Consider the following 26,584-nt stretch of genomic DNA (forward strand, 5'->3'; position numbering starts at 1 on the left):
CGGCCTCTCTGTCTCCTTTGTCGTCGCTGTGTGGCCTCCACTGCCTCGTGAGAGGCCAACACATCAACTCTAACTAAAGGAGACAACACTATGGCACCTCAAGACAAGAAACCCCAGCCGGTCACCACGCTGCGATGCAGCCGCATCAAGGCGAGCATCTGGAAGAACGAGGGCATGAACGGTCCGTTCTACAACGTGACCGTGGCTCGCTCGTACAAGGACCGAGATGGAGTCTGGAAGAATTCCGACTCCTTCGGAGTCGCAGACCTTGACGCGCTGATCGTCGTCGCCCAACAGGCGACACGCTGGATCGCGGAGCGGTCGGACCGCTGACCGCCGTGTGGAAGCCTCCGGCCCTTGGGTCGGGGGCTTCCTGCATCTGAAGAAAGGAACCAAGACGCCGCGTAAACGTGGCCTGGAGCGCTTCGCTTACAACAGAGCCATCAAATGGATGACCGGTGGCAAGCAGCCAAATGTCATAAAAATCCTTCATTCGGCTGTTCGCTGAATCCAGCTGCACCATACAACTCCGTGCCACGTGAGAAAGAGGGGTGGTGCTGTATGCTGACGGCAACGTCCTTGTCGGAAGTGCTGAATGGCCAATTCTCGTCCCTTCTATCCTTTCCGAAAATGAGTTCGCACATCGACCTTTGCGCGGTGGAGGGGATGCATGGCAAAATTGAGAAGACGATGCGTGGCAACAAATAAGGGTACACCAATTTATTTACCCACTTGGCTGACTTCAGATGATCACGTGACTCTTCGCAGGGTGAAGAGGGCTTGTCAGGGAGCGGTATCCTGTATGTACAGCAGACTGATTGGATGAGAAATGAATAGAAATCATTCCGAATGACGAAGGAGGTTTCGTATGATTCGTATTCTCTGCGCGCTGCCCTTTGCCCTTCTGGCGGGTGCCATGATCGCTGGCTGTGCCGATGATTCTTTGTCGGGTCGGCAACGACCCGCGCCTGGTTATGACAATGTGAATATGGGATCCTCGCAGCCGGGCCAACAGCATCGTTACGACGAACCTCCGCCGGCTTCACAACGTGATCCTTATAGCCGGAGCCAGCCTGGATACTATTAGCAGGACGTCCTGACCCCTGGGGTTGTGATGCGCTGGGTTGTCAGTATCCGTCAATAAACGAGAGGAAGGACGGGTTCTGAGAAAAGTCCGGTTCGTCTCTTAGGAGAGAACACCTTTGCAAGAGAACGGTCCGTGCTTACGGTAGCGCCAGCATCAGATGCCGGATGTGTGAACTTTGTTTTTATATCCTAGCCGAGCCGATTCAGGCACTCCATCGGTTGCGTTCGGATACATTGGAGAAGTCCCCGCGCATCATGCTGGAGATCTTCGGTTGGGTGAGTTCCATCCGTGTGGCCGCGGCTTGCTGGGTGAGCCTTAGTTGGCGAATAGCTCTCCGGATCTCGATCACCAGCCCGGTCTTGATCTGAAGCGTCTCGGCATCTGGCAGCTCCAAGTCTGCGAAGACATTGCCAGACCCGCGAGAGACCTCAATTCCTTTCATGACTCGTTCTTTCATGTCGTCGCTCTTTCCTTACGCTGCATGGGGGCGCCGACGCTTTGTGGCGCGCGGTCGCCGCGGCCCCTGATGTTCCATTGCCGCACGGAGAATATAGTTGAGCCGTGTCTGGTACCCCTTGCCGGAGGCCTTCAGCCAGCGGAGCACATCCGCATCGAGACGTACAGTCACTTGCCGCTTCACCGGCGGCCAGGCGACCATCGTGGCCTTCTTGAAAAATGCGTCATCTAATGGCGGGATATCGGAGTAGTCGATATCTTTATCCGTCATGCGGTCCAGTCGCTTCAGGTCGCTCTTGATCATAGGTTTTTTGCTCACGGCGATTTGCCTTTCTCATGGAGATGATGCGCGTCATGTCCTGCCCACGCGGGGCGTGAGCCATCACCATGATCCTCTTATCACGCACGTTCGACTGTAGCGACGTTTGTCGTGCTATGCAAGTCAACCATGCGGGAGAGAAGCTGCATATGCCTTGCACAATCGGCCCCACCTGTACGATTTCTTCAAGGCCGTCAGAAACGTAGCCTGTTGATCAATCCGTCGGTCTATAGCAGGGTCTACTGTCACGTTCTAGTCATTTGACAACCCTCTTACACATAAGTAGCATTGAGAATCATCTTTCATTCGCACGACAAATGGCGTACAATGGGAACATGAAAAAAACAGGACAGATGGCTATGTCAGAGCGCATCAATACTCGTATCGACACTGGTCTGAAAAGGAAGGCTGTGAAAGTCTTCGACCGACTCGGTTTGACCGAAGCCGAAGCCATCCGTCTGTTTTATGCCCAGGTGGAACTCCACCAGGGTATCCCTTTTCCTCTCATGATCCCAAACGCGCACACGCTGGAGGCTTTTGAAGAAGCAAAGCATCCCGAGAAACTCCCCTCGTTCAAAAACTTTCGTGCACTCAGAAGCCGTACGGGCATCTAAGCGTGCTTCTCCTCAAAACCACCAGCCGTTTTCTCAAAGACCTCAAGCTTGCCAAAAAACGGGGCTACGATATTGACAAACTCGAAGCCATCGTAGACCTGCTTCAGGCCCAGACACCACTGCCTCCCAAGAACAAGGACCATACACTCACCGGTGAATGGAACCACCATCGAGAATGCCACATCCAACCAGACTGGCTTCTGATCTACAGAATTGAGGCCACGTTCCTCATCCTCGAACGGACAGGCACGCACGCCGACCTGTTTGACTGACGGTGAGTGTGAACACGATCAGACGCCGTATCAACGGCCGGTGAGGCATTTCCAGGAAGATGGCTTGTTCTCGACCTCGCTGACGACTCGTTCATCCGGCTCAGTCAGTCGCGCATCTCAACGATTTCTCGCCTCCCATCACATGACGGTTCCCCTCGGCCTCGCAGGCCGTTCGGTCTTCCACTACGTTCAGCGTCCATCTGACGCATAGTCGGTCGCCCGCTGGCCGACAACTGCAACAAGCTCAAGACCGCCTCGAAGCCGACTCGTTGATCCTCTTCCACCGCGGCGAATGGGCTTGGTCGCTTCGGTCTATCTGAACAGGACCTTCTCGCCTCGTCCGGTGAAGCTGCACTGCCATGCCTGGCTGGTGATGAGCGAGGGCCAGCTTGTGGTTTCAGGGCCGGTGCCTGTGCGCATCCGGCCGTCGCCCTGGCTTTCCACCGGCGGGCTGCGTCGATCATGCCCGCGCGCCGCTAGAAGCCCGCGTCGCCTTTCACGGGCATTCCTCCGCATCGCGCCCACCGGCCCGCCAGGTGGCGGCGGCCTCTCTGTCTCCTTTGTCGTCGCTGTGTGGCCTCCACGCCTGGTGAGAGGCCAACACATCAACTCTAACTCAAGGAGACAACACTATGGCACCTCAAGACAAGAAACCCCAGCCGGTCACCACGCTTCGATGCAGCCGCATCAAGGCGAGCATCTGGAAGAACGAGGGCATGAACGGTCCGTTCTACAACGTGACCGTGGCTCGCTCGTACAAGGACCGAGATGGAGTCTGGAAGAATTCCGACTCCTTCGGAGTCGCAGACCTTGACGCGCTGATCGTCGTCGCCCAACAGGCGACACGCTGGATCGCGGAGCGGTCGGACCGCTGACCGTCACGGGAAGCCTCCGGACTTCGCGCCGGGGGCTTCCTGCATCTGAAGAAAGGAAACAAGACGATGAACAGTTATCAGGAATTTGCGAAGTATCTCGATCAGCTACTCGGCGGCGTCCATGCCGTCCGTATCACGGTGTCCGGCTACATGCCGCTCTCAGTCGAGGAGATTGGATCCAGTGGAGACGGATACCGGCTGGTGTCTTTGTGCCATTACGGCGAACAGAACGGCGACCTCATGCGCGATCCCGACATCGCGTTTCTGGTTCACACTGGACCCGATGGCGCAGCAGCCGAACCGGTGTCGTTCCGAAATGACTACCTGGGGATCGTTCAGGAGGTCTATCGGTATGACGAGACGGGCAGACGTACGCACGTCGTGCCCTCGCTCAAACAGGAGTTGAAGGAGTTCGCCGAGAGCTGGTTTGCCAATCTGAAGGATCAGGGATTCTTTGGCTCTACTGCTATGCGAGAGATCCTGTAGCCGTAATCACATCGATCCGTTTAGGGGGCATGATCTGACCAGGTCATGCCCCCATAAAAAAAGAAACGCTGACAGAATCGTGAACCTGTGAGGCTTACGGCTTTGTGCCGAGAAAGAGATAGCTGGTGGTCCGGGTATGGTTGAGGGCGGCAATGTACAGCCGTTGTGTCACGGCATCGTAGAAGGCCACCCCCGTGATCGTTTCGCTTCCCTGGCGACAGGCGCCAGATCCGAATGTTACCGAGATCTGAAACACATTGCCCTTCGCACGAGGAGACAAGGTTCCAACAACAGTGCAGCCACCTGATGCATGCCCGGAAAGTGTCCCGGTGGAATCCACGGTCACTGTGATCGTGTGATTGTCGGAACGGAGACCAGTATACGTTCCGATCACCTGAGTCAGGTTCGGGACCGACTCAGCGTCGGCGTCGGACGTACTCGTGAAGCTCTCTGTGTCCCCACTGAAGTAGGCGATCGTCCCGTCAAAGCGCTTGCTCGGCACATAGCTGCCACGCATCGTTGCTGCCCGAATACCCGCGCCTTCCAGATTGAAATCTCTGGTGTTTGAGGAACCGAAGGAGCCGGAGTGAGACGTGCGAGTGCCCTGCACCAGTCCAGCCAGGACAGTGGGATTGCCTCGTGCCGAATAGAACAGCCAATACGAGCCGTCCTCCAGAACTAGTCCAGCGACGGTGCGGCCGGTGGGAGTCGTGCCCGTCCAGCGACCTTCCGCCGAAGTGGCTGTGGGCTGCGATAGGAAAGACACGTCGCTCTCGCGATGCCCGCGGCCACAGGCGGCGGGGGCGAACCCACTATTGAAACAGTTGGCGAAGCTGCCACAACCCACCAGCCCACTCATCATGCCGAGTGCCAGAAGGCCTCGAAGAACGTGTGCCCCAGTCATGCGCATGGTTGTGACCTCAACAGCGTACAGGGTGTTCCCTGTCACAGGATAACAGGAAGAGCCCCCCTCATATCGGGCCCCCCCGAATTGCTAACAACCCGATCAGCCGACTCCCGATGCCAGCCAGCCCGACTTGCCAGAGGCTCCACTGACCGACCGATCGGGGCCCGTTTCTGGCGGCTTTCGCACGGCGTGAGCGGTTGATCTGTGGTCTTGGTCGGTATTGTCAGAGGCATGGTGTAAGACGGATTTTAAGAGGTTGCAGGATATGGCTATTGCCCGTAGTTGTCTTACATTATGGGTTTATCGTATTCTTGTGCCCAGGCTTTCTGACCCTCCAATGACCTGAAGCAGCCACCGGTCGGTGAGGGGAGTTTGGTGTCTTGATTTGGGGCTTGTACGGGTGAGCTGATGGGGCAGCGGGCGAAACGGACGACCACGGTCACGGTGGATCTGGGGGACCTGAAAGCACCCTGGCAGGCCTGGTGCCAGAATAACGGCATCACGCCGAGTCATGCCCTGCGGAAGGCCGTCAGGCAGGCCATGGACCGGAGAGCCATCCAGGTTCCTGCGCCTCGGAGTCGCGTCACCTCGAAGCGAGAACGAGCGACCGCTCGCATCGAACTAAACCTGACGACCTCAGAGCTCGCCGCCCTGAAGAAGATGGCTGGTTACGAAGGTTACGTGCCGACCAAATGGCTGGTGGCGATGGTGCGCGCCAAGTTGACTGGGCAGCCGCAGGTCGGACAGGCGGAATTAGAGAGCTTGGCCCGGTCGAATCAGCAACTGCTGGCTCTGGGAAGAAACCTGAACCAGATTGCCAAGGTCCTAAATACCGCGCCTCAGAACCGAGCCGCCTTTCGGGTCGAGGTCATCACCGAACTCTCCCGCGTGATCCAGGCCCATACGAAGAAGGTGTCCGATGTCTTACGCGGGACCGTGGAGCGCTGGCACCTCCAATGACTTTGCCAGGCAGCCAGATCGACCAGAAGTTGGATGAGTGGGGGAGTCGGCTCTTCAATGTCTCAACGGAGACCCTCCCACGACCGCGTCGCAGCAGGAATGTTCGTCTGAGTTCCGCCAAGTTCACGAGTACCGGCGGACGGCTCAGCACGGCACAGGCTCGTGCGACTTATGTGCGGCAGAAACTCCAGGCCATGGTCCGCCGCGCGCCGCAAGTCATGGTGAAACTCGTCCGGGCGCCGAAAGGCATGAAGGGTATCTCGAACAACCTCACCTACATTTCTCGTGATGGCCAACTCGACATCGAGGATCAAGACGGTCAGGTGATTCAGGGGAAGGACGCCGTGGCCGATCTGAAAGCTGAATGGCGCGATGGCGGGATGCCGATCGCGGCAGATTCCACTATGCGCGATGCTTTTCATCTCGTCCTCTCCATGCCGACCAGGACCGATCCGTTATCGGTGCAGCGGGCGGCCCGTGACTTTGCGACACGAGAGTTTTCGGGATATCAGTACGCGATGGTGCTGCACACCTTCGAGACTGATCCGGATCCCCACCCCTCTCCGCATCCACATGTCCATCTGACGGTGAAAGCGGCAGGTCTCGACGGAGTTCGTTTGAATCCGAGAAAGGCCGATCTCCAACGGTGGCGGGAGGGATTTGCGGAAGCGTTACGAGAGCATGGGATTGAAGCCACGACCACGAGTCGGATTCATCGCACGACGCATGAACGTTGGACGGTGCGGCATCTGCATGAGGTGAGCAGGAAAGGGGAAACGCTTGAGCGGCTGAAGCGCACAACGGGCCGATATGGACGAGTCCAGGAGGTTATGCGGAATTATGAGCAGGTGATGAGGGCGTTAGCTCGTTCAGATCGTGGGGAGGATCGGCAACTGGCTGCGGATTTGGTTCGTTACTTGAGTGAGCGGTCGAGGGACGTTGAGAAGACTCGTTCGCCTGAGCGCGATCGGTTTTCCTGAGGTCCTCCACTGTCCGATTCTTGACCATCAATTCATTGTTGCATGTGCTGTGTCACAGACCGGAGATCTCTGGGGCTGCAGGCCGAACCTTGATATTGTGGCAGCGCAAGGAATTGGGGTTAGCCCTCGGAGACGTTTCCCTGAATGGAATCGTGTTGGGTCAAGTGTCCAATGTGAATATGGTGGACCGATACAAGAGGGTGTGTTCATCTAGAAAGGTAGAAATCTGGTTATCCTCGATGATTTTTCAGACAGAAACGGGTAAGCTTCCGCCGGGCAAGCACCCTTCCTGCACCCCCATAGGTTAACGCGGGTTCTAAATGAGTGCTGACTTCTTCTCTAAACCCATTCTGAATTCGCCCTATGCATATCCTTCTCGCCACTGGGAACTTGATGAACAGGGGCAACCGACCCAGAAAATTATAGAAATCCGTCGCCCCGCCGAATTTATCACACCGATTCCAAAGCCCAAGAAACGAAAATCCTCAGAGAAGCAGTCCTCGATTGTCTTCGATGAAGGGAAGGGCCTCTCAACACAAGAACAGCAGTATGATGTCACGGCTATCATCAACGGCGTGCGGGACCAAGTAGAAGCATGGCGAAGGTTACAGAATCCCAACGACTGGCAGGTGACTCCAGAAACCGCGCGGCTGCTCCAACACTGGCGCCATCACAAATTCAACAGCACGCGACCATTTTTCTGCCAAGTCGAGGCGGCTGAAACGGCCATTTGGTTAACGGAGGTGGCTTCGAGTACCAAGGCAGGCAAGGGGTTTCTTGAGCACCTTGCGAACGCCAACAACGACGCCAATCCAGGACTGTCGAGACTGGCGTTGAAGTTGGCCACAGGCGCTGGCAAGACCACCGTCATGGCCATGCTAATCGCGTGGCAGACGATCAACGCCGTGCGACGCCCCAACAGCAAGAAATTCACTCGCGGTTTTCTCGTTGTGACGCCTGGCCTCACGATCAAAGACCGCCTGCGTGTCCTCCAGCCGAATGATCTAGACAGCTACTATGCCAGCCGCGAGCTAGTGCCCAATGACATGCTTGGCGATGTGACTCACGCGAAGATCATCATCACCAATTTCCACTCGTTCAAATTGCGAGAACGAATCGAACTCTCAAAGGGTGGTCGGTCGTTGCTTCAAGGGCGAGGCGAAGAGTTATTGACACTCGAAACCGATGGCCAGATGCTTCAAAGAGTGATGCCTGATTTGATGGGCATGAAGAACATTCTCGTCCTCAATGACGAGGCGCACCATTGCTACCGAGAGAAGCCGGGAGCAAAAGTCGATGATGAAGACCTTAAAGGGGATGAGAAGAAAGAGGCCGAGAAGAATAGTGAGGCGGCTCGCCTCTGGATTTCTGGCCTCGAGATCGTCACTCGAAAACTTGGTGTCACGCAGGTTGTCGATCTATCGGCCACACCATTCTTTCTGAGTGGCTCAGGTTACGCGGAGGGAACTCTCTTTCCCTGGACCATGAGCGACTTCTCGCTGATGGATGCAATTGAGTGCGGGATTGTGAAGTTACCGCGAGTCCCGGTGGCGGACAATATCCCAGGGGAAGACATGCCCAAGTTTCGCAACCTCTGGGAGCATATCCGGACAAGGATGCCGAAGAAGGGGCGTGGAAAGGCTGCAACCCTCGATCCTCTTAGCTTGCCAGTCGAGTTGCAGACCGCCCTTGAAGCGCTCTACGGCCACTATCAAAAGACCTTCGACCTCTGGAAAGAGAGCGGCATGCGGGTGCCGCCCTGTTTTATCGTGGTCTGCAACAATACGTCTACATCTAAGTTGGTCTACGACTATATCTCAGGCTTTCAGCGCGAGAACGAAGATGGATCGAGTACGTTAGAGAACGGCCGACTTGAGCTATTTAGGAACTTTGATGAACACGGGAACCCTCTTCCTCGACCGAACACACTTCTCATTGATAGTGAGCAGCTCGAATCAGGTGAAGCCTTGGATGACAATTTCCGTGGAATGGCTGCCAATGAAATCGAGCAATTCCGGCGAGAGATTATCGAGCGCACAGGCGATCAACGGCAAGCGGAGGGGCTCACCGACCAAGACTTGCTACGGGAGGTCATGAATACAGTCGGCAAGCACGGGCGGCTAGGCGAGTCGATCCGCTGCGTGGTGTCTGTATCCATGCTGACCGAAGGATGGGATGCCAACACGGTCACGCATGTACTGGGCGTGCGAGCCTTTGGCACACAACTGCTGTGCGAACAGGTCATCGGCCGAGCCTTGCGGCGTGAATCCTACGATTTGAACAATGAGGGTCTCTTTGATGTCAGATACGCGGATGTCCTTGGCATCCCGTTCGATTTCACGGCAAAGCCGGTGATCGCTCCGCCTCAGCCGCCAAGAGAAACCGTCCATGTCAAAGCGATGCGTCCCGAACGGGATGCGCTCGAAATCACCTTTCCTCGTGTCGAAGGCTATCGCGTCGAGCTGCCCGAAGAACGGCTCACTGCCAAATTCAATGAGGATTCCATTTTGGAGCTGACACCAGATCTCGTTGGCCCTTCCAAAACGAAGAACGCCGGGATTATCGGAGAAGCTGTTGACTTGGACTTGGAACACTTGGAGGACATGCGGCCCTCGACGGTGCTCTTCCATGTGGCCAAGCGCCTGCTCTATACCAAGTGGCGTGATCCGGGAGAAGAGCCCAAGCTTCACCTGTTTGGTCAGCTCAAGCGCATTACGAAAGAGTGGATTGATACCTGCCTGGTCTGCAAAGGTGGCACCTATCCGGCGCAGTTGATGTACCAAGAGTTAGCTGACATGGCCTCCGAGCGCATCACCGCCGGCATTACACGTTCGCTAGTGGGAAAGCGGCCCATTAAAGCGTTGCTCGATGCCTACAATCCCACTGGTTCCACGAGGCACGTCAATTTCAATACATCCAGACGGGATCGCTGGGAAACCGATGCCACGCGGTCTCACATCAACTGGGTCATTCTCGACAGCGATTGGGAGGGCGAGTTTTGCCGCGTGGCCGAGGCTCATCCCAAGGTCCGAGCCTACGTCAAAAATCACAATCTCGGCCTCGAAGTCCCATACCGCTATGGGTCAGAGACGCGGAGGTACCGGCCTGACTTCATTGTGCTGGTCGATGATGGGCATGGTGACGAAGATCTGTTGCATTTGATTGTCGAGATCAAAGGCTACCGGCGAGAGGATGCGAAGGAAAAGAAAGCCACCATGGAAAACTATTGGGTGCCTGGGGTCAACAACCTTGGTACCTATGGCCGTTGGTCCTTTGCCGAGTTCACGGAGGTCTATCAGATCGAAGCGGATTTCGAGACCAAGGTCGCGAACGAGTTCAATAAGATGGTTAAGACCGCCACGGCCAGATCAGTGGTCGAAGGGAAATAAGCATGGCCAAGAAGCAAGGGACGACCGAGACCGTTGAAGCCCTTAAGCATGACCAAGCCAAGAGGAAGAACATTCCTACGGCGGAATATCAGTCTGTGTTGCAGAAAGAGGAGCAAAACCCAGTTCGTATTGCCTACGAGCGTCGGAATCGAGACCTGGATCCGCAACTGGTCTGGCGTGGGAAGGATGAGCAGGATTGGTCGGATCTCGTCGTGCACGCCCCCCCGCTGTATATCCAGGAAAAGGTCCACCCAAAAGCGTTGATTGATGATCTTCTCCGTGAGACCAAGGCGCGCGAATACGAAACAGGGCAATTGACGCCGGATTTGTTTGCTGACTTCAACGGCATCCCCAAGGGCGTGGACAAGACGGAGTTCTATCAGCACGACCAGAACTGGTCGAATCGGATGATTCTCGGCGATTCACTCCAAGTCATGGCCAGTCTGGCTGAGCGGGAAGGACTACGGGGCAGGGTGCAGTGTATCTATTTTGACCCGCCCTACGGAATCAAATTCAATAGCAACTTTCAGTGGTCCACGACCAGCCGTGATGTGAAGGATGGAAACGCTGATCACATCACCCGCGAGCCCGAGCAGGTGAAGGCCTTCCGCGACACCTGGCGCGATGGCATCCACAGCTATCTCACCTATCTCCGAGACCGCCTCACCGTCGCACGTGATCTCCTCAGCGATTCGGGTTCCATCTTCGTCCAGATTGGCGATGAGAATGTGCATCGGGTTCGAGCGGTGATGGATGAGGTGTTTGGGGATGATAGCTGCGTGTCGGTAATCACGCTAAAGAAGACCGCGGGGCAAGATGAGCGGCTGCTTAACAACGTCGCAGACTACATCATTTGGTTCGCTCGCTCTAAGGCTCAAATTAAGTTTCGAGACCTTTTCGATGTGCGCGGATTAAATATTCAAGACCTCGGCCAATACGGCCGTATCCAACTTGAAGACGGAACACGCCGCTCAACGACCGCAGAAGACTTTGATATCCACGGCGAGCTTAAGACAAATGGGCGGCCGTTCCAACAGATTATTGCTACGTCGAGCGGCCACGGCGGTAATACAGCATTTCCAGTTAAGTTTCAGGGGCAAAAATTTTTGCCGACCGCAAACCGCCACTGGAGTACTCATCCACAAGGTTTCCGTCGTCTTGTGGGAGCAGATCGCATCGCAGCATCGAAGGCTGGGCTTCGCTACGTCCGGTTCTTCGACGATTTCGTTGCTCAAACCACGAATAACATTTGGACCGAGGTTGGGACGGCGACCGACAAGAAGTATGTCGTAGAAACTGGGCCGACTGTTATCCAACGCTGCATCCTTATGACGTCCGACCCCGGTGACCTCGTTCTCGATCCAACCTGTGGTTCCGGCACCGCCGCCACTGTTGCTGAGCAATGGGGCCGCCGCTGGATCACCATTGATACTTCGCGTGTGGCACTGGCGCTTGCCCGTGCCCGTATCATGGGCGCACGCTACCCGTATTACCTGCTGGCCGATTCCCGCGAGGGGCAGATCAAAGAAGCCGAAGTCACACGCACCACGCCAAGTTCTCAGCCAGTGCAGGGGAACATCCGCCACGGCTTTGTCTATGAGCGTGTCCCGCACATTACGCTTAAGTCTATTGCCAACAATGCTGAGATCGATGTGATATGGGACAAGTGGCGGGCGAAGCTGGAGCCCTTGCGAGAGTCGTTGAACAGAGAGCTCAAAAAGACCTGGCAGGAATGGGAGATTCCACGAGAGGCCGAAGACCCATGGGATGCCAAGACACGGGAGATGTTTTATGAACTCCAGACCGAGCAGAAACGTGGAGTTAAAGGCAGCGCAGCTAGCATCGCCGAATGGCTCCACGGAATTAACCGAAACCTGAAACGAAACTACACACTCAAGACTCTACCTGAAAAGCCTGCCGATGCATGGCCCGAAGCACCTGCCAAATTGCACGCTGACTGGTGGCAGGCGCGCATCGCCCGGCAGCATGAAATCGACAAGTCTATTGCTGCCAAGGCCGAGTTTGAATACCTATACGACAAACCCTACGAGGACAAAAAGAAGGTCCGGGTCGCCGGTCCCTTCACCGTCGAGAGCCTTTCACCCCACCGTGTGCTGGGCGTGGATGAAAATGATGAGTTGATCGATACGTCCAAGGAAAGCACCCCAGAGTACGGGGCGAAGCAAAGCTTCGCGCAGATGATTCTGGACAATCTCAAGACATCGGGCGTCCAGCAGGCACACAAGGCTAACAAAATCACCTTCACCTCCCTCATTCTGTGGCCGGGTGATCTGGTCTGTGCGGAAGGCCGCTACCTGGAAGGGGACAAGGAAAAGCGCGCTGCCATCTTCATTGGGCCTGAATTTGGTACCGTCACTCGTCCAGATCTAGTGGAAGCCGCTAGAGAGGCTGGCGACGCCGGATTCGATGTGCTAATCGCCTGTGCTTTCAACTATGACGCCCACTCGACCGAGTTCAGCAAGCTCGGCCGCATTCCTGTGCTCAAGGCCCGGATGAATGCCGATCTGCACATGGCCGACGATCTGAAAAATACTGGCAGGGGGAACCTTTTCGTCATCTTTGGCGAGCCGGATATCGACATCCTCAAAGAGAAAAACGGGAAGCTGAGGGTGAAGGTGAAGGGGGTGGACGTGTTCAAGCCCCAAACCGGTGAAGTCATCAGTGATGGTGCCGAAGGTATCGCCTGCTGGTTTATCGACACGGATTACAACGAAGAAAGCTTCTTCGTTCGCCACGCCTACTTCCTCGGTGCGAACGATCCCTACAGCTCGCTGAAGATCACTCTCAAAGCCGAGATCGATCCTGAAGCCTGGGCTACGCTTAACAGCGATACATCAAGAGCTTTCGATAAGCCTAAGTCTGGTCGCATCGCAGTGAAGGTCATTAATCACTTGGGCGATGAAGTGATGAAGGTCTTTCGAGTATGAGGTAACGGCATAGGCGTGGCCTCGCGTTCATGCGAGGGGCGTTTCAGCAAGGGGGGTAAGTGAGCAACAACAATCCTGCCGGATCGACGTGGAAGAAGTGGGATCTTCACATTCACACTCCCTGCTCAATCATGCAGAACTACGGTGGCAATACTGAGGCTGCATGGGAAGCATTCTTAACCGACCTTGAAAAGCTACCGCCGGAGTTCAAAGTCATCGGCATCAACGACTACATCTTCATAGAAGGCTACGAGCGTGTCCGAAAGGAAAAACGTGAACGAGGCCGTTTGCCAAACATCGATCTGATTCTTCCAGTCGTCGAGTTCCGCTTGGACAAGTTTGCTGGTGTGGTCAAGAAAGACGAACACGGAAACTATTCGCAGTCGGACTGGAACAGAATCAATCTCCACGTCATTTTCGAGGAGCTCGATCCGGAGGTTATCCGCCAGCAATTTCTGAACGCGCTCGCACCTTGTTACAATCTAATCCCGGATTCGACCCACCTGAAAGGCAAATGGCAGGCGGTGATCACGCCGGCTAGCTTGACACAGCTTGGACAGATGATTGTCGATGCTGCTCCTGCAGACAAGAAGGCGGCCTATGGTGGTCCATTGCAGGAGGGCTTCAATAACCTCTGCGTGAGTTTGGAATCAATCATACAGGCCTTAAACAAGCACCCATTGACGGATCGCTATCTGTTGGCCGTTGGCAAGACCGAGTGGGAAAACATGAAGTGGGATGACCAATCGATAGCCGAGAAACGCAACGTCATCAATGGTGTCCAGCTTGTTTTCACCGCTGCCCCGAATCCAGAGTCCTACAAGGCGGCGAGAAAACGGCTTGCGGATTCAAACGTCAAAAGCACACTTCTCGATTGTTCGGATGCCCACGCGTTGAGCACGTCGGAAAGCAAAGATCGAATTGGCAATTGCTTCACCTGGATAAAGGCAGATTCAACTTTTGAGGGACTGCGCCAGGCTGTAACGGAATTCGATCAGCGAGTCTTCGTTGGCGATGTTCCTCCGAAGCGTCAACTAGTTGCAGCAAACCGAAGAAAATATGCTTCCGCTATCACGATCAAGAAGAAGGCGGGGTCTGCACTGCCCCATACATGGTTTGACGTTGACCTGCCGCTGAATCATGATCTCGTCGCGATTATTGGGAACAAGGGCAGTGGAAAGAGCGCACTAGCCGATGTTGCGGCGCTTGCGGGGAACACCAAGAACTATGAGAAGTTTTCGTTTCTGACTGAGGAGCGATTCCGAGACCCGAAAAGTAAACTCGCAGCCCACTTCGCAGGCACCCTTCGATGGCAGGACGGCACCGATTCCACGCGAGAACTTCACCAGAATCCCCCACCGTCTGATGTAGAGCGGGTCAAATATCTCCCGCAAAGCTATCTGGAAGCTCTCTGCAATGAACTCGGCGGAGGCGGTTCGTCTACCTTCGACAGCGAGTTGCGAAAGATTATTTATACGCATGTTCCAGAGGAAGAGAAGCTCGATTTCCTTTCTCTTGATGATCTTCTGAATTTCAAGGTCGCGGAGATCGAGCGCGAGCGCGAGCAGGTAGCGCAACAGCTATCGAAGCTCAACGATGAGATTAGTGCCATAGAAAAACGACTCGCACCAGATTTTCGGCTCAGTCTGGAAACCCAGCTCGACGGCAAGCGAAAAGAGTTGCAGGCGTTGGAGAACGCAAAGCCTGCGGCCATTGAGGATCCGGCAGCGTCAGCCGCGGCCAGAGCCGAAGCTGCCGTCGCGACGACTAGATTGCAGGAGCTAGATGTTCAGCTTGCTGCGATCCGAGCTGAGGAACAGGTGGCTCGCGACAAGAAGGCGGGTGCGACCAAACGTGCGGCCTTGGTGAATCGCGCCTTGCAGGCGCTCAAAAACCATGAGAAAGCGCATGAGCAATTCTTGGGTGACCTGAAAACGGCACTCATCGAGATTGATAGCAGTCTATCGACCGCTGACATTGTTTCTCTCAAAGTGAATACCTCGAAGCTGGACAGCATCGGTGCTGCCATGAAAAGGGAGATCGAAGCGCAAGACAAAAGCATCAACAGCCAAGAAGCAACCAGTATTTCCAAGCGGCGAGAAGCCGCGGAATCCGAGGTCAAGGCAATCAAAAGCAAGCTTGGTGAGAAGCAGCGTCTTTACGTTGTGTATCGGGAACAAGTCTCGCAATGGGAACGTGCCAAAGCCGAACTGACCGGTGCCAAAGAGAAAGTCCACTCGATTTTGTGGTTCGAAGCGGAAATACAGGAGCTTGCGCAGCTTCCAGCGAAGCACAATCAGTCGCGAGAGGCACGTATTGCCGTGGTTCGACGCCTACATGAGCAGATCGGAAAGACGGTCGCGGAATACAAGCGGCTATATCAACCGGTACAGGGATTTGTTCAATCCGCCGCCAACATGGACATGCCCTTGCCCCTTGCTTTTAACGTGAGGATCGCGGAGGAGGGATTCCAGGATGATTTTCTGGCCAGGATCAATCGTCAAACGCGGGGGAGCTTCTCGGGCCTTGATGAAAGCAATCAACTGATTCACGGCATTCTGCGGGAAACAGATTTCGACGATCCGGAGGCAACGGTTCAGTTTGTGAGTCGCATCGATGACATGCTGCACGTTGACCGCCGCGAAGGCGGCAGTGGGAACGAGATGCAGCCCAGTGATCAGCTTCGGAAAGGCAATGAGGTTAAAGACTTATATGGCTTCCTCTTTGGCTTGAGCTATCTGCAGCCGCGATATTCATTGACTTATGGGGGGCAAGAGATCGGGCGACTCTCTCCCGGCGAGCGTGGATTGCTCCTGCTAGTGTTCTATCTCTTGGTGGATAAGGACGACATTCCGCTCATTATCGACCAGCCGGAGGAGAACCTCGACAACCAGACGATTTACAAGATTCTCGTTACCTGTATCAAGACGGCGAAGCAGCGCCGCCAAGTAATCATGGTCACGCACAACCCGAATCTGGCAGTGGTCTGCGATGCTGAGCAGATCATTTGCGCCAGCTGCGACAAGGCCAACAATCTATTTGGATACATCTCCGGCGCTATTGAGTCCATTGAGATCAAGACCAGAGTCGTGGAGATACTTGAAGGAACAGAGCCGGCCTTCGTTAATCGGAAGCGAAAATATAGGCTCTGACGAGCCGTAGGTGCCAGGAGCATAGAGACGTACTCATGGACTTCCGCATCGCCGACACCTTCACCGACAGTCTGACCCGCCTGACCGGCGAGGAACATAAAGCTGTTGAGGTAAAGAGCAAGAAATGTGATATGGCCTTTAACCTCAACCATTCCACTGATGCTTCCGTGCTTTTGAGAGACCTAAATCCGTCCTTGTCGCCGACAGCTATTAATCCTTTCAATCATGGCTATTGATGCACGGACGCGGCAGATTCTTTGGGGTAAAGCAGGTGCCGTCTGCACCTTCCCTGACTGTCGGCGTCCCCTGGTCAGAGATGCTACTCAGAATGATCGAGAGGTCTTAGTTGGAGAAATTGCGCACATTGTAGCCCAAAGCCCAGGTGGTCCAAGAGCTGATGCTGATGTGCCAGGCGGAAACATCGACGGCTACTGTAACCTGATTCTTCTGTGTCATGAGCACCATGAACTAGTGGATCAGCAGCATCACACTTATTCCATCGAACGACTTCTTCAGTACAAGAGCGATCACGAAGAATGGGTTCGAGTCCGCTTATCGAAAGATCAACAGTGCGACGGGCTTTCTCGCCAAAAGAAAACGGTAACTGAGACGGTTTGGTCAACACTCCTGCCTGTAACGCACCTTCCAGACTATGTGTTCTCAGGAGAATGCACGGTTCCTGAGGCTGATGTTCGTCCCTTAATTAAGTGGCCCAGTGACAAACGTATACTTGCTCCCTTCATCGTCCGTGGTGGGCAACTGTATGCGTTCAACAATCTAAGTGAACTTGATTCACCTTTCGCTATGATCGTTGATCCGCTTTCGGTAAAGCGGCACAGCGTGAGTGACTGGTGGGGACAGCCGGATTTCGAGCGATGGTTTGTAGAACTGCTCAATCGCACGGTGAATAAGATCACTGGTCGTTTAGGATTAAAGCTCGACAGAGATCATCACCGCTATTACTTTGAGCCTGATGAGCCTGGAAAGGAAAAGCGAGTTTCATATCTGTCAGTCGGTGGCGGTAGGTCTGAGCGGAATGTCGCTTGGAATCCACACTTCAGACATAATGATGAAGCAAAAAGACATTGGGAGCACTTAGCAGTCGGCCTTCGGTTTCACAAGCTCGTACAGTCTTCGTGGGGTTTAGCGATTCGACCTGAGCGGAGGTTCACGTCTGATGGATTTGCATCGCTCGAGGGCAAGGCAACGGGTAAGAAAAACACAAAGCGCAAGTCGCGCATGTACAATTTTGATGTGCTCAAGGAAGTGCAGTTCTGGCGAGACTTTCTCTCTCAAGGAAAGCCTCGGATTACATGCCTATTTGGCAAACAAGCCCTGGTGATCGAAAATGCACTAGTGAGCGGAAGCATTACATGGCCAGAGGTGGCCGGTGATGAGGCTGTTCGAATGGCGGCAAGTTACGAAGACGATTTACTTACGCTTGCAGAACTCTACGAGGCAAGTGACTTTGATGAATTCGATGCTGCTGCTGGTGATATAGACACGGATCAAGGAGAACCGCTTGAGGACTGATCCCGTACTTGTACGATGCGAGTATTTCAACGAGCCATCATTGCAGTTTGCCTCAGATAGGCTGCATTTGTGTCCCAAGCGAGGCATCTCCCTCTTTGGCCCGCGCTCTCTGGATATGGGCAAGCGGCATCCAGAAACCATACGGGTTGGCTTAATTGGTACAGGGGAGAGTGTTGAATCTGCGCTAAGTTGGTTGGAATCCTGCTCAGCAGGAGTTGTCGGAGATGAGAAGAACTATCGCTTCCCCGGTTTTAAGTCAGACCGTGGATTTTATAGCCAGTTAGCATTTGAAAACGAAACGGTGGAAAAGCTGACCTTAGGTGAGCTGGAATCTGTAGGAAGGATTCGGTCTAAGAGGGAAAGATTTGAAGCAACAGTGGATCTGATTGGCGACAAACTGCGATTGCTTGCGCAACGAGATCGTCCCCCTGAATACATTGTGCTCGCGTTGCCTGGCAGCTTGGTTAGAACCAGCGGTAAGGTCGATTATTTTGATAAGCAACATGGCCAAGTTCATCGCGATCTTCGACGAGCGACTAAGGCAATTGCGATGAAGCACCGGCTCCCGACGCAAATTATACTTCAAAGAACGACTGAAGCGGTTCCCCAAAGCAGAAATGTTGATCATCGATCAAGGTGTGCGTGGAACTTTTTTACCGCCCTCTATTACAAGTCGGGTGGTATCCCCTGGATGCCATCTGGTTTGAATGGTGGGACTTGCTATGTCGGCATCAGTTTCCATCGGGTTCCGGGATCGAGGAATACTTCCTACTTCACAGGGATTGCCCAGGCATTTGATGAGCAAGGAAACGGCTTGGTGCTTCGTGGACAGGATTTCATCTGGGATGTTAGCAAATATGGTAATTCGCCACATATGCCCGCTCTAGTGGCTGAAGAGCTGGTGTCGCTAGTTCTCAAACGATATAGAGATGAGCTAAAGCAGTTGCCACGCCGGGTTGTCATTCATAAGACATCTGAATACTGGCCTGATGAGCGTGAGGGGCTACGGGCCGCGTTAAAAGGGGTCGATCAATTTGACTTTGTGGCTGTTCGTTCTACAGAGGATATCCGCCTTCTACGCGAGGCTAGATATCCCATTCTACGAGGAAGCTATATAGCCATAGGTGATATCCATCTGCTCTATACCACCGGATACATCAGTGCACTCCAAGCCTTCCCGCACGGACACGTGCCGGTACCGCTAAAACTTACCGATCATGTTGGCGATAGCTCAATCAAGGACGTTTTGGGAGAACTGATGGTTTTGACAAAAATGAATTGGAATTCGTCAAATTTCGGTGGGTCGTTGCCAATTACCCTGCGTTTTTCGGGACTTGTCGGGGAAATTATGAAAGAAGTGCCGCCAAATGTAGATCCATTGCCACAATTCAAGTACTACATGTAACGGCCTGGCTCCTTATGGATTTCCGTATCGCTGACACCTTCACTGATAGCCTCTCTCGTCTGACGGGCGAGGAGCAGAAGGCCGTTAAGACGACGGCCTTTGATCTCCAGCTCAATCCCGCCAATCCCGGTTTCAGCTTTCATAAGCTTGACAAAGCCAAGGACAAGAACTTTTGGTCGGTTCGAGTCAACAACGATATCCGGCTAATTGCCCACCGGACGCCAGGAAGTCTGCTCCTCTGCTACGTCGATCACCATGACAAGGCTTACGAATGGGCTGAGCGTCGAAAACTAGAAACCCATCCGAAAACCGGCGCGGCGCAGTTTGTCGAGATTCGCGAGAAGGTCCAGGAGATTGTCGTTCCGAAATACGTCGAAGCATCGAAGCGAGAGGCTAAGCAACAGAAACTGTTTTCTCAGATGGCTGATGCTGAACTTTTAAGTTTCGGCGTGCCGGAGGAATGGCTGCCTGATGTGCGACAGGCTACCGAGGATACGCTATTGACATTGGCCGATCATTTGCCTGGTGAAGCTGCACAGGCTCTTCTGGAACTAGCCACCGGTGGGAAACCTCGCCTGTCTCAGCCTATAGCCGCGTCGGCAAATCCTTTTGATCACCCAGACGCACAACGCCGATTCCGGGTGATGGCGAATGTCCAAGAGTTGCAGCGTGCCCTTGAGTTCCCTTGGGAGAAATGGACGGTCTTTCTTCACCCGGAGCAACGGCAATGGGTGGAACGGGATTACAACGGCCCAGCACGAGTTTCCGGCTCGGCGGGCACGGGCAAGACGATCGTGGCGCTGCATCGCGCTACGTTCCTGGCGCGAACTAACCCTGACGCGAGAGTATTGCTAGCCACATTTTCTGACACGCTCGCCCATGCGCTCCACACCAAGTTGCGTCGGTTGATCGGTAGTGAGCCACGCCTTGGAGAACGCATCGATGTCCACTCGCTGAATACGATTGGCATACGCCTCCACAAGTCCTTGATTGGACCGGCCAAACTGGCAAGCCGGAATGATATCCGAGATATCCTGAATTCGGCATCCCAATCTGTCGGTGGTCATAAGTTCAGTCTGTCTTTCCTCCTCAGTGAGTGGGAACAGGTTGTGGATGCCTGGCAGTTGGCAAGTTGGGAGGCCTATCGCGATGTCGCTCGCTTGGGACGGAAGACGAGGCTGGCTGAGGCCCAACGGGCCGTCTTATGGTCGATCTTTGAACAATGTCGTGCCGGACTGAAGAAGCAAGGGATCACCACACAAGCCGCGGTATTTACCAACCTCGCCTCCGAATTGGCCAAGATGAACAAGCAGCCTTTTGACTTTGCTGTGGTGGATGAGGCGCAAGATATCGGTATTCCACAATTACGGTTCTTTGCTGCCTTGGGTGGAAATCGGTCGAATGCTCTCTTCTTCGCCGGCGACCTAGGCCAGCGGATCTTTCAACAGCCGTTCTCATGGAAGGCGCTGGGTGTCGATATTCGAGGGCGATCACGTACACTGCGAGTCAATTACCGAACATCCCATCAGATTCGCATGCAAGCTGATCGGCTGTTGGGGCCACAGGTTGCTGATGTTGATGGCAATGTTGATGATCGCCGAGATACCGTGTCGATCTTCAATGGCCCGCCGCCTATCGTTCAGGTTCACAGCAACGAACAGGAAGAGATCAAAGCAGTCGCGGCCTGGATATTACAACATGCAAAGGCAGGGGTAACGCCGCATGAGTTTGGGGTGTTTGTCCGTTCCGAGGCACAGCTGCCTCGTGCACGTGCGGCAATTGAGCAGGCGGGAATTCCTTTCAAGGTTCTCGATGAGCACGTCGAAACCGCCAGCGGGTATGCCTCAGTCAGCACCATGCACCTTGCTAAAGGATTGGAGTTCCGTGCCGTGGTCGTGATGGCCTGCGACGACGAGATCATCCCCTTGCAAGAGCGAATTGAGACGGTTGGAGATGATGCAGATCTGCAGGAGGTCTATGACACAGAACGCCATTTGCTGTATGTCGCCTGCACACGGGCTCGTGACTATTTGCTGGTAACCAGTGTGGAGCCTGCATCCGAATTTCTTGATGATCTGCGGGGTTAGTTTCTAACCAACCCTGTTCCACGTAAAGAAGCGGCCATTACAAGGTAGATATGAGAACTGTTGTTGCCCCATAGGGAGATGAACATGAGATGTTTATCAGGTACGAGTGCCCGATCCATATATACGTTTCCTCTCGTCGGAGTCATGTGTGCATCGCTCTCACTGCTAGGTTCTTCTATCGACGGTCACGCAGAGAGTCGGCCGAAACCTGCAGTTCCTCCCCCAGTTGCTCCTTCATTAGATGTCGATGTTGCAACGGTGGTATGCCCGAGTTGCGATCAGAAATTCGAGTTTCCAGGCCATGAAGAAGCAAATGCGAACCTCGTCGGGAACAAATATGTTCAAGAACTTCGTCAGGCCATGTATTGGCAGGACTCCTATCACCAATTTGAATCAAAGGCACACTTTGATAACTGTGCCTTTGGTGAATCGATTCAGTACATTGCCGAGTTGCTCAAGGAGGTCAATACTCATGTTGCAAGTGCCCAAGGCGATATAGACAACGGGCGGGATGACGCTGCGGAGGGGTATGCGAAGAAGGCGTTCTTCTCCCTCGGTCAAGCTCTTCATGCCACTCAGGATCTGTATGCACATAGTAATTATGTCGAGTTGATGAGTAGGAAGTATAAGAAGGTCGTCGAGATACCGATCCTCCATCCCTGGGAACCTCAACATGTGAAGAAGATTGGTGAGCTGAAAAAGACTGGGCTGGTCTCCGGCTATGTGTTTTGGGGATTTCCTCAAACCTGCCCCAAAGGGGTTCCCTCACATGCCAATCTTGCGAAGGACTCTCCAACCATGAAGTCTGGGAAGCTTGTCATTCCTCACTTTGAGAATTTGACTCGATATAAAGTCGCCCTTTTCCTGGCACGAGAGGCATCCAAAGATCTGATCGTTTATGCGTTTGAGCGTTGGCCGTTGCTTGAGCGCATGAGTGGTAAGTATGTGGCCTTTGAGATCTTTCAAGAGCGAAGAGGGATATGAAAGACACAAGGGGGTTCGGGAAAGTTCTGTTGTGCTCGGTTCTAGTGACTCTGCTCATCGAAGGTCTACCGTTGAGGCATTCGGCCGAGGCTGCTCGGACACCTTCCTGCCGTTTCGATGCTTCCCTGAAAGAACCAGTTCGTGTGGCGCTTGATCATGCACTGGAAGCGTTTAAGCTGGAAAAGATTTCTCTTCAATTTAACCAAGGTGTGGTGAATTCAGATAAGGGCGTTCCACCGGGATGGGTGGGCATTGAAGTTGTGAAGGATGCCACTCAGGACGAGGTTGACCCCAAAGGTTGTCACAAAAGTGAACCACCGGAGGTTCGCCAAGGAAGCATGGATCAGATTAGCGTGAGAGGGGGCTGTTATGTTTCCGGGGAGGTGCTGCATCTGATTCGATGTTCCTCTGCGGCGGTAGAGGCCTTTAGAGCTGGTACGTCAGAAGTGCGACCAGATAGTCCCGCACTGTTATATGTCCTTGCTCATGAACTAGCTCATCTGCATCAAAATCGACGAGGCGAATTCTCTGGGAGGATTGAAACCATTGATCTTCATAAACCGAAGGCGGTACGGCTCCAACAGCTGGAGCAAAGCTGTGCGCCTGGGCTCATCACAAAAGAGGAGGAAGCCGACGATATTGCATTACGGATTCTAAAAAGACTCCTTCCTGCTCCGCCATACCGGGAAACGGTGTTTTCAGCGAAAGGTTCAATGTACTGGAACATTGATCGAATTCGACTAGCTGCCAATGAGTGGAACCGAGTCAATCTGGCGCGTCTAAATCAAGAAACTGTACCTGTACACGACACATTTAATCCCAATAAACCTATTTCTCTTCCAGCCACTCCCAAACTGGTGAAGTCGGCAAGCAGGCGCTTTCTTTGTGATGTTCTGAAGCCAACTAAAGGATCCATACGATACCCAGTGAGGCAATCCACTCACCCCTCTGCAGAAGCCCGACTCCGGAAAATCGCCGATGTGCTTTCAGCAAGTGCGTCGGGATTATCTGATTCTGATGGAAGCCAAACATTTCACTCCATTGCTCAATTGCAAGAAGGTGTGAGCCCTATCTTTGCCTTTTTAGATCGAGAGTTTGGGGCTTACGCCGCCAATGTGCATGGCGAGATTTGCTCGGCGGTCAATGGTGGGCTCGTGGAACAAATGTGTAGATAAAGGCTCAGCAGGAGAGGTTAAGTGGTGCAGAGTCTTTTTCTGACCGCACAAGTAGCCTTCGGTTTGCTTCGGGCGACAAGGGGAGACATTCTCGTCTGTTTGAATCAAGTATGCATTGCGAGCTGAGCTGGAGCAAGGGCGAGCTTTTCCAGTCCTGCTAACAGTGATTGCACGAGGCTCTTGTGGGGGAGTAACCTCTAGTCCAGAACGATCCTGTGCAGGAGCTACGATGCCGCTGCTTCTCCTCTTGCTCCTTCTGCTACCTCTTTTTGCCTCCGCCAGGGACCTCGGAGAACTGAGCGGCAATCCGTATCAGCAGAACTCGACGGCCAATCCATACGGGGCGGGGAGTCCCTTTGCGTCGAACGGCATCAACAATCCCTTCAGTCCTTACGGCAGCCCCTATAGCAATCAATCATCGACGAACCCTTTCGCGACCGACGCGCCACGGCTCTATGACCAACAGGGGAATTACCGCGGCAAGTTGAGCGCCAACCCGTACGATCCTGATTCAACCAGCAACCCCTTCGGCCGGTATGGATCTCCGTTTTCGCCCGACTCCATCAACAATCCTTACGGCGCAGGCAGTCCCTATCGCTCCGACAGCCCGACCAATCCCTACGGCCGCGGCCTACGGATGGAAGGACAGTAAAGGATTCGCTTATCCATCTGCAGTGGTCATGGCGACTAGCTACTCAATGTAAACGACCGGCGGAGGACACCGCCTTCTTCACATTCCTGGCAGCTCTGCCACAATCTTCGTGTACGCTTGCACACTTCCTCGCCGCTTCAAAGGACATCTATATCAGAGTGTCTTTCCAAATCACGCTCACACCCCCGCCAACGCGACGATCTTCATCACATCCGTCTCGCGGTGCGCACAGCAGGGGCAATAGATTGTCCGCTGTCTGATTTCGGGAAAGACGATCTCCACGCCGAGAATCCGTAGACAGCGTCGAACCGAAAGCCGCACATTCATCACCGGTTTGCCTGGTGCGAGGCGCTTCGGCGATAACCATTCATAGGCATGGGGCAGGAGATCACCGATCGTGTGAACTCCACGCTGTTTCAGATCCTGGTGCGCCCTGGCGCTGAGCAGCAGACTCGCGATGGGCTGAGAGGCAAAGCGTCGCACCGCGTCAGGAGGGATGCGGCGTCCGGTCTTCCGATCCAGCATCCGCTGCGTCATGAAGCAATAGGTGGCGTCTAGGACTACGAACGTTCGTCCATTGATGGCAGCAAAGATGTGTTCGATCAGACTCTCGTCGCAGCGACGCTGTTCCCGGATCGACTGATCAAGGCGCGCTGCTCGTTCGGTGATGGACACGCCATCACTAGCGCTGTTCCACTCGGACTGTGCCCAGGGACTGAGCCGACTATAGGCCGCGTCGAGGGCCGTGCGCTTAGTTGGATGGTTGACAACAATGTCCATCGTGAGCGTCGCTAATCGATCTTTCCGCATAGTGGTGCGTCCTTTCTTTCCTGCGATACCGGATAACTCGTAAGTCCTCGCGCCACACGAGCGCCCCTCTTCGCCTTGTGGTTACCCAGACAGGAGACGCAGGAGGCGCGTGGCGCCGTGGTTGTTATGAAGAAGGTCAGTTTTTGAGACTATTCCCTTGAGGTAGGAGAAGTTATTCGCAAGAGGGGAAAGATTGTATGTGTAGTACTAATGAGGAATAAATAAGGCCATATTATAAATTAGGTTTTACTGCATCAGTACCGTTGGCGTACAAAAGTGGGCAGCTTTGGAAGGAAGCTCGGCGATGGCCAGGGCTACTCCGCGGCATCGTGGCCAGAGGCGCGGTGTGCTGTCTATGGGTCCTGTTGAAAGGACTATTGCTTGGGGCAGAGCTGGAGGAAGTTTCTTCGCATGACCATGGTTTTGAACGGGCTCCCTGCCTGGATCATGTAGTACTTTGTGAGCGCGGCTTGGCATTCTTTCGGCGCCTGTGGGCCCGCTGCTAAGCATAGCAGACACTCACAGGCCAGCCTGGTGTCGCCCTCCAAGAAGTACGGTTTCTGTGCCGTTTGTGCCGATGCATCATAGACTCTGACAAGGAGGCCTAGTCCCACCAGAACCACAATCCAGTCGCGTCTCTTCAGCCAATTCATGGGCTCACCTCCATACGGTCTGGGAACAAGTTCTTGATGCCTTGAGTCACCGGCCACCTCTGGTCCGCTCCAGGGCGGGGCTCCTGGTGGCATTTGGGGTGAAATCAGCTCGTGCAGCTGTGTGATCGAACCGTGGCACGACCGGTTCACGGGTACTGGTATATCCCGCCTCCTTGACTCGTTCGCCCTGCAGGCGTGCCTTCGCTTCTTCGATGGCGGCAGTGATCATTGTGGGAGAATCCCCCCGTGCACGAAGGATTGCTTCAAGTGTAGCCACCGCAACCTGTTGGCCTGAGCTCATGGTCTGTTCCGGTTTTCTGACATGATCATCAGTGGTTCGATTGTGTAAAGCCTGGGGCTCGACATGCTTCCGTACTGTCTTGCTACGAACGGGGCGGTGATCCTTGCGGTCTTCCGCTCGCGCCAGGTCGATCCCACGCGGCGTGTAGCCTTCCACATCGAGTCCGGCGATGGTCGCCTGCACCCAGGCTTCCGTTTTAAACTCAGCTGTGCCGTTCACTCGTACGGTGGTCCAGCCCTTGGCTTTGGCCCGGAGCACCATCCCCTGAATGACGCTTGGGTCGTCATGTACCGTGACCAAACGCTTCCCGTGATCCGTAAAGGCGAGCTTTGTCGGCTCACCGGGCGGCGTGCGGTAATAGAATTGCTCACCGGCTTCGATGAACCGCTTCCGCAAGGAATCGGCGGCATCACGACGTTGATTGAGTCGTGGTTGTCCAGCATTCTCGCCCTGAGTGCCTTCCGCAGGCCTCGGCTCGTCGTTCTGCTTCGTCTCTCGCGCTTCGTCCAAACTTATCTCATTCATGGTGTCCCTTCCTC

24 protein-coding genes and 2 pseudogenes are annotated in these 26,584 nt (G+C 54.3%); 18 read left to right on the plus strand and 8 right to left on the minus strand.

Annotated features, from left to right (window positions below; translation table 11 throughout):
- Positions 1 to 90: 90 nt before the first annotated feature.
- Positions 91 to 333 (plus strand): hypothetical protein, encoded by a 243-nt coding sequence (locus tag ACMTNU_RS15065; protein ID WP_413936105.1) that lies wholly within the window; start codon positions 91 to 93, stop codon positions 331 to 333.
- Positions 334 to 403: 70 nt separating this feature from the next.
- Here the strand turns inward: ACMTNU_RS15065 and ACMTNU_RS15070 are convergent.
- Positions 404 to 523: pseudogene (locus ACMTNU_RS15070) on the minus strand (nucleotidyl transferase AbiEii/AbiGii toxin family protein); the annotation flags it as partial.
- Positions 524 to 868: 345 nt separating this feature from the next.
- Between ACMTNU_RS15070 and ACMTNU_RS15075 the strand changes: the two are divergent.
- Positions 869 to 1,087 carry a hypothetical protein gene (locus ACMTNU_RS15075; RefSeq protein ID WP_413936101.1) on the plus strand — a complete coding sequence of 73 codons (219 nt, stop codon included), beginning with the start codon at positions 869 to 871 and terminating at the stop codon, positions 1,085 to 1,087.
- Positions 1,088 to 1,278: 191 nt separating this feature from the next.
- Here the strand turns inward: ACMTNU_RS15075 and ACMTNU_RS15080 are convergent.
- Positions 1,279 to 1,544, minus strand: a pseudogene (locus tag ACMTNU_RS15080) (helix-turn-helix domain-containing protein); the annotation flags it as partial.
- Between the two features lie 15 nt (positions 1,545 to 1,559).
- Positions 1,560 to 1,862: a BrnA antitoxin family protein gene (locus ACMTNU_RS15085; protein WP_413936102.1), complete on the minus strand. Its 303-nt coding sequence runs from the start codon at positions 1,860 to 1,862 to the stop codon at positions 1,560 to 1,562.
- Between the two features lie 335 nt (positions 1,863 to 2,197).
- Here ACMTNU_RS15085 and ACMTNU_RS15090 point away from each other — a divergent pair, with 335 nt between their 5' ends.
- Entirely contained in the window at positions 2,198 to 2,476 is a 279-nt protein-coding gene (locus ACMTNU_RS15090) for a type II toxin-antitoxin system RelB/DinJ family antitoxin (protein WP_245631038.1), read from the plus strand.
- Between the two features lie 2 nt (positions 2,477 to 2,478).
- Positions 2,479 to 2,748, plus strand: coding sequence for a type II toxin-antitoxin system YafQ family toxin (locus tag ACMTNU_RS15095; RefSeq protein WP_413936103.1), 270 nt, complete (start codon positions 2,479 to 2,481; stop codon positions 2,746 to 2,748).
- A 104-nt stretch (positions 2,749 to 2,852) separates the two neighbouring features.
- On the opposite strand, the gene ACMTNU_RS15100 is transcribed toward ACMTNU_RS15095, so the two are convergent.
- Positions 2,853 to 3,212 (minus strand): hypothetical protein, encoded by a 360-nt coding sequence (locus tag ACMTNU_RS15100; RefSeq protein WP_413936104.1) that lies wholly within the window; start codon positions 3,210 to 3,212, stop codon positions 2,853 to 2,855.
- Between the two features lie 168 nt (positions 3,213 to 3,380).
- Between ACMTNU_RS15100 and ACMTNU_RS15105 the strand changes: the two genes are divergently transcribed.
- Both ACMTNU_RS15105 and ACMTNU_RS15110 read left to right on the plus strand, forming a co-directional pair.
- Entirely contained in the window at positions 3,381 to 3,623 is a 243-nt protein-coding gene (locus tag ACMTNU_RS15105; RefSeq protein ID WP_413936105.1) for a hypothetical protein, read from the plus strand.
- A 66-nt stretch (positions 3,624 to 3,689) separates the two neighbouring features.
- Positions 3,690 to 4,109 (plus strand): DUF6908 domain-containing protein, encoded by a 420-nt coding sequence (locus ACMTNU_RS15110; RefSeq protein ID WP_413936106.1) that lies wholly within the window; start codon positions 3,690 to 3,692, stop codon positions 4,107 to 4,109.
- Positions 4,110 to 4,203: 94 nt separating this feature from the next.
- Here the strand turns inward: ACMTNU_RS15110 and ACMTNU_RS15115 are convergent, their stop codons facing one another.
- Complete coding sequence (locus tag ACMTNU_RS15115) at positions 4,204 to 5,019, minus strand: hypothetical protein (RefSeq protein ID WP_413936107.1); 816 nt, start codon at positions 5,017 to 5,019, stop codon at positions 4,204 to 4,206.
- 405 nt (positions 5,020 to 5,424) lie between these two features.
- Here ACMTNU_RS15115 and ACMTNU_RS15120 point away from each other — a divergent pair, with 405 nt between their 5' ends.
- The 12 genes from ACMTNU_RS15120 to ACMTNU_RS15175 all read left to right on the plus strand — a co-directional run bounded on the left by ACMTNU_RS15120 (position 5,425) and on the right by ACMTNU_RS15175 (position 24,281).
- Positions 5,425 to 5,976 (plus strand): plasmid mobilization relaxosome protein MobC, encoded by a 552-nt coding sequence (locus tag ACMTNU_RS15120; RefSeq protein ID WP_413936108.1) that lies wholly within the window; start codon positions 5,425 to 5,427, stop codon positions 5,974 to 5,976.
- Positions 5,973 to 6,956 (plus strand): relaxase/mobilization nuclease domain-containing protein, encoded by a 984-nt coding sequence (locus ACMTNU_RS15125; RefSeq protein WP_413936109.1) that lies wholly within the window; start codon positions 5,973 to 5,975, stop codon positions 6,954 to 6,956. The genes ACMTNU_RS15120 and ACMTNU_RS15125 overlap by 4 nt, the downstream gene beginning before the upstream one ends.
- A 320-nt stretch (positions 6,957 to 7,276) precedes the next feature.
- Positions 7,277 to 10,345: a BPTD_3080 family restriction endonuclease gene (locus ACMTNU_RS15130; protein ID WP_413936111.1), complete on the plus strand. Its 3,069-nt coding sequence runs from the start codon at positions 7,277 to 7,279 to the stop codon at positions 10,343 to 10,345.
- Between the two features lie 2 nt (positions 10,346 to 10,347).
- Complete coding sequence (locus tag ACMTNU_RS15135) at positions 10,348 to 13,293, plus strand: site-specific DNA-methyltransferase (RefSeq protein ID WP_413936112.1); 2,946 nt, start codon at positions 10,348 to 10,350, stop codon at positions 13,291 to 13,293.
- A gap of 59 nt (positions 13,294 to 13,352) precedes the next feature.
- Positions 13,353 to 16,445: a TrlF family AAA-like ATPase gene (locus ACMTNU_RS15140; protein WP_413936113.1), complete on the plus strand. Its 3,093-nt coding sequence runs from the start codon at positions 13,353 to 13,355 to the stop codon at positions 16,443 to 16,445.
- Between the two features lie 35 nt (positions 16,446 to 16,480).
- Positions 16,481 to 16,681: a hypothetical protein gene (locus ACMTNU_RS15145; RefSeq protein WP_413936136.1), complete on the plus strand. Its 201-nt coding sequence runs from the start codon at positions 16,481 to 16,483 to the stop codon at positions 16,679 to 16,681.
- Between the two features lie 235 nt (positions 16,682 to 16,916).
- Entirely contained in the window at positions 16,917 to 17,978 is a 1,062-nt protein-coding gene (locus tag ACMTNU_RS15150) for a hypothetical protein (protein ID WP_413936115.1), read from the plus strand.
- Positions 17,968 to 19,383, plus strand: coding sequence for an argonaute/piwi family protein (locus ACMTNU_RS15155; RefSeq protein ID WP_413936116.1), 1,416 nt, complete (start codon positions 17,968 to 17,970; stop codon positions 19,381 to 19,383). Before ACMTNU_RS15150 ends, ACMTNU_RS15155 begins: the two co-directional genes overlap by 11 nt.
- Positions 19,384 to 19,397: 14 nt before the next feature.
- A complete protein-coding gene (locus ACMTNU_RS15160) occupies positions 19,398 to 21,470 on the plus strand; it encodes a 3'-5' exonuclease (protein WP_413936117.1) in 2,073 nt (690 codons plus the stop codon).
- A gap of 84 nt (positions 21,471 to 21,554) precedes the next feature.
- On the plus strand, positions 21,555 to 22,454 hold the full coding sequence (locus ACMTNU_RS15165) for an HET-C-related protein (protein WP_413936118.1): 900 nt from the start codon (positions 21,555 to 21,557) through the stop codon (positions 22,452 to 22,454).
- 143 nt (positions 22,455 to 22,597) lie between these two features.
- Entirely contained in the window at positions 22,598 to 23,629 is a 1,032-nt protein-coding gene (locus ACMTNU_RS15170) for a hypothetical protein (protein ID WP_413936119.1), read from the plus strand.
- Between the two features lie 229 nt (positions 23,630 to 23,858).
- Positions 23,859 to 24,281 carry a hypothetical protein gene (locus tag ACMTNU_RS15175; RefSeq protein ID WP_413936120.1) on the plus strand — a complete coding sequence of 141 codons (423 nt, stop codon included), beginning with the start codon at positions 23,859 to 23,861 and terminating at the stop codon, positions 24,279 to 24,281.
- Between the two features lie 177 nt (positions 24,282 to 24,458).
- Here ACMTNU_RS15175 and ACMTNU_RS15180 read toward each other — a convergent pair whose 3' ends face one another.
- The 3 genes from ACMTNU_RS15180 to ACMTNU_RS15190 form a co-directional block, all read right to left on the minus strand.
- Entirely contained in the window at positions 24,459 to 25,091 is a 633-nt protein-coding gene (locus ACMTNU_RS15180) for a hypothetical protein (RefSeq protein WP_413936121.1), read from the minus strand.
- Between the two features lie 374 nt (positions 25,092 to 25,465).
- Positions 25,466 to 25,744, minus strand: coding sequence for a TrbM/KikA/MpfK family conjugal transfer protein (locus ACMTNU_RS15185; RefSeq protein WP_413936122.1), 279 nt, complete (start codon positions 25,742 to 25,744; stop codon positions 25,466 to 25,468).
- A gap of 46 nt (positions 25,745 to 25,790) precedes the next feature.
- Positions 25,791 to 26,570, minus strand: coding sequence for an LPD7 domain-containing protein (locus ACMTNU_RS15190; RefSeq protein ID WP_413936123.1), 780 nt, complete (start codon positions 26,568 to 26,570; stop codon positions 25,791 to 25,793).
- Between the last annotated feature and the right edge of the window lie 14 nt (positions 26,571 to 26,584).

Source organism: Nitrospira sp. BLG_1, from assembly GCF_047338595.1.
Classification (GTDB): domain Bacteria; phylum Nitrospirota; class Nitrospiria; order Nitrospirales; family Nitrospiraceae; genus Nitrospira_D.

Coding starts and splice junctions, on each gene's coding strand:
- ACMTNU_RS15090 (WP_245631038.1), top strand. CDS start 2,198: ATGAAAAAAACAGGACAGATGGCTATGTCAGAGCGCATCAATACTCGT.
- ACMTNU_RS15115 (WP_413936107.1), bottom strand. CDS start 5,019: ATGCGCATGACTGGGGCACACGTTCTTCGAGGCCTTCTGGCACTCGGC.
- ACMTNU_RS15165 (WP_413936118.1), top strand. CDS start 21,555: ATGAGATGTTTATCAGGTACGAGTGCCCGATCCATATATACGTTTCCT.
- ACMTNU_RS15110 (WP_413936106.1), top strand. CDS start 3,690: ATGAACAGTTATCAGGAATTTGCGAAGTATCTCGATCAGCTACTCGGC.
- ACMTNU_RS15190 (WP_413936123.1), bottom strand. CDS start 26,570: ATGAATGAGATAAGTTTGGACGAAGCGCGAGAGACGAAGCAGAACGAC.
- ACMTNU_RS15100 (WP_413936104.1), bottom strand. CDS start 3,212: ATGATCGACGCAGCCCGCCGGTGGAAAGCCAGGGCGACGGCCGGATGC.
- ACMTNU_RS15125 (WP_413936109.1), top strand. CDS start 5,973: ATGACTTTGCCAGGCAGCCAGATCGACCAGAAGTTGGATGAGTGGGGG.
- ACMTNU_RS15130 (WP_413936111.1), top strand. CDS start 7,277: ATGAGTGCTGACTTCTTCTCTAAACCCATTCTGAATTCGCCCTATGCA.
- ACMTNU_RS15120 (WP_413936108.1), top strand. CDS start 5,425: ATGGGGCAGCGGGCGAAACGGACGACCACGGTCACGGTGGATCTGGGG.
- ACMTNU_RS15075 (WP_413936101.1), top strand. CDS start 869: ATGATTCGTATTCTCTGCGCGCTGCCCTTTGCCCTTCTGGCGGGTGCC.
- ACMTNU_RS15175 (WP_413936120.1), top strand. CDS start 23,859: ATGCCGCTGCTTCTCCTCTTGCTCCTTCTGCTACCTCTTTTTGCCTCC.
- ACMTNU_RS15160 (WP_413936117.1), top strand. CDS start 19,398: ATGGATTTCCGTATCGCTGACACCTTCACTGATAGCCTCTCTCGTCTG.
- ACMTNU_RS15065 (WP_413936105.1), top strand. CDS start 91: ATGGCACCTCAAGACAAGAAACCCCAGCCGGTCACCACGCTGCGATGC.
- ACMTNU_RS15135 (WP_413936112.1), top strand. CDS start 10,348: ATGGCCAAGAAGCAAGGGACGACCGAGACCGTTGAAGCCCTTAAGCAT.
- ACMTNU_RS15180 (WP_413936121.1), bottom strand. CDS start 25,091: ATGCGGAAAGATCGATTAGCGACGCTCACGATGGACATTGTTGTCAAC.
- ACMTNU_RS15105 (WP_413936105.1), top strand. CDS start 3,381: ATGGCACCTCAAGACAAGAAACCCCAGCCGGTCACCACGCTTCGATGC.
- ACMTNU_RS15185 (WP_413936122.1), bottom strand. CDS start 25,744: ATGAATTGGCTGAAGAGACGCGACTGGATTGTGGTTCTGGTGGGACTA.
- ACMTNU_RS15145 (WP_413936136.1), top strand. CDS start 16,481: ATGGACTTCCGCATCGCCGACACCTTCACCGACAGTCTGACCCGCCTG.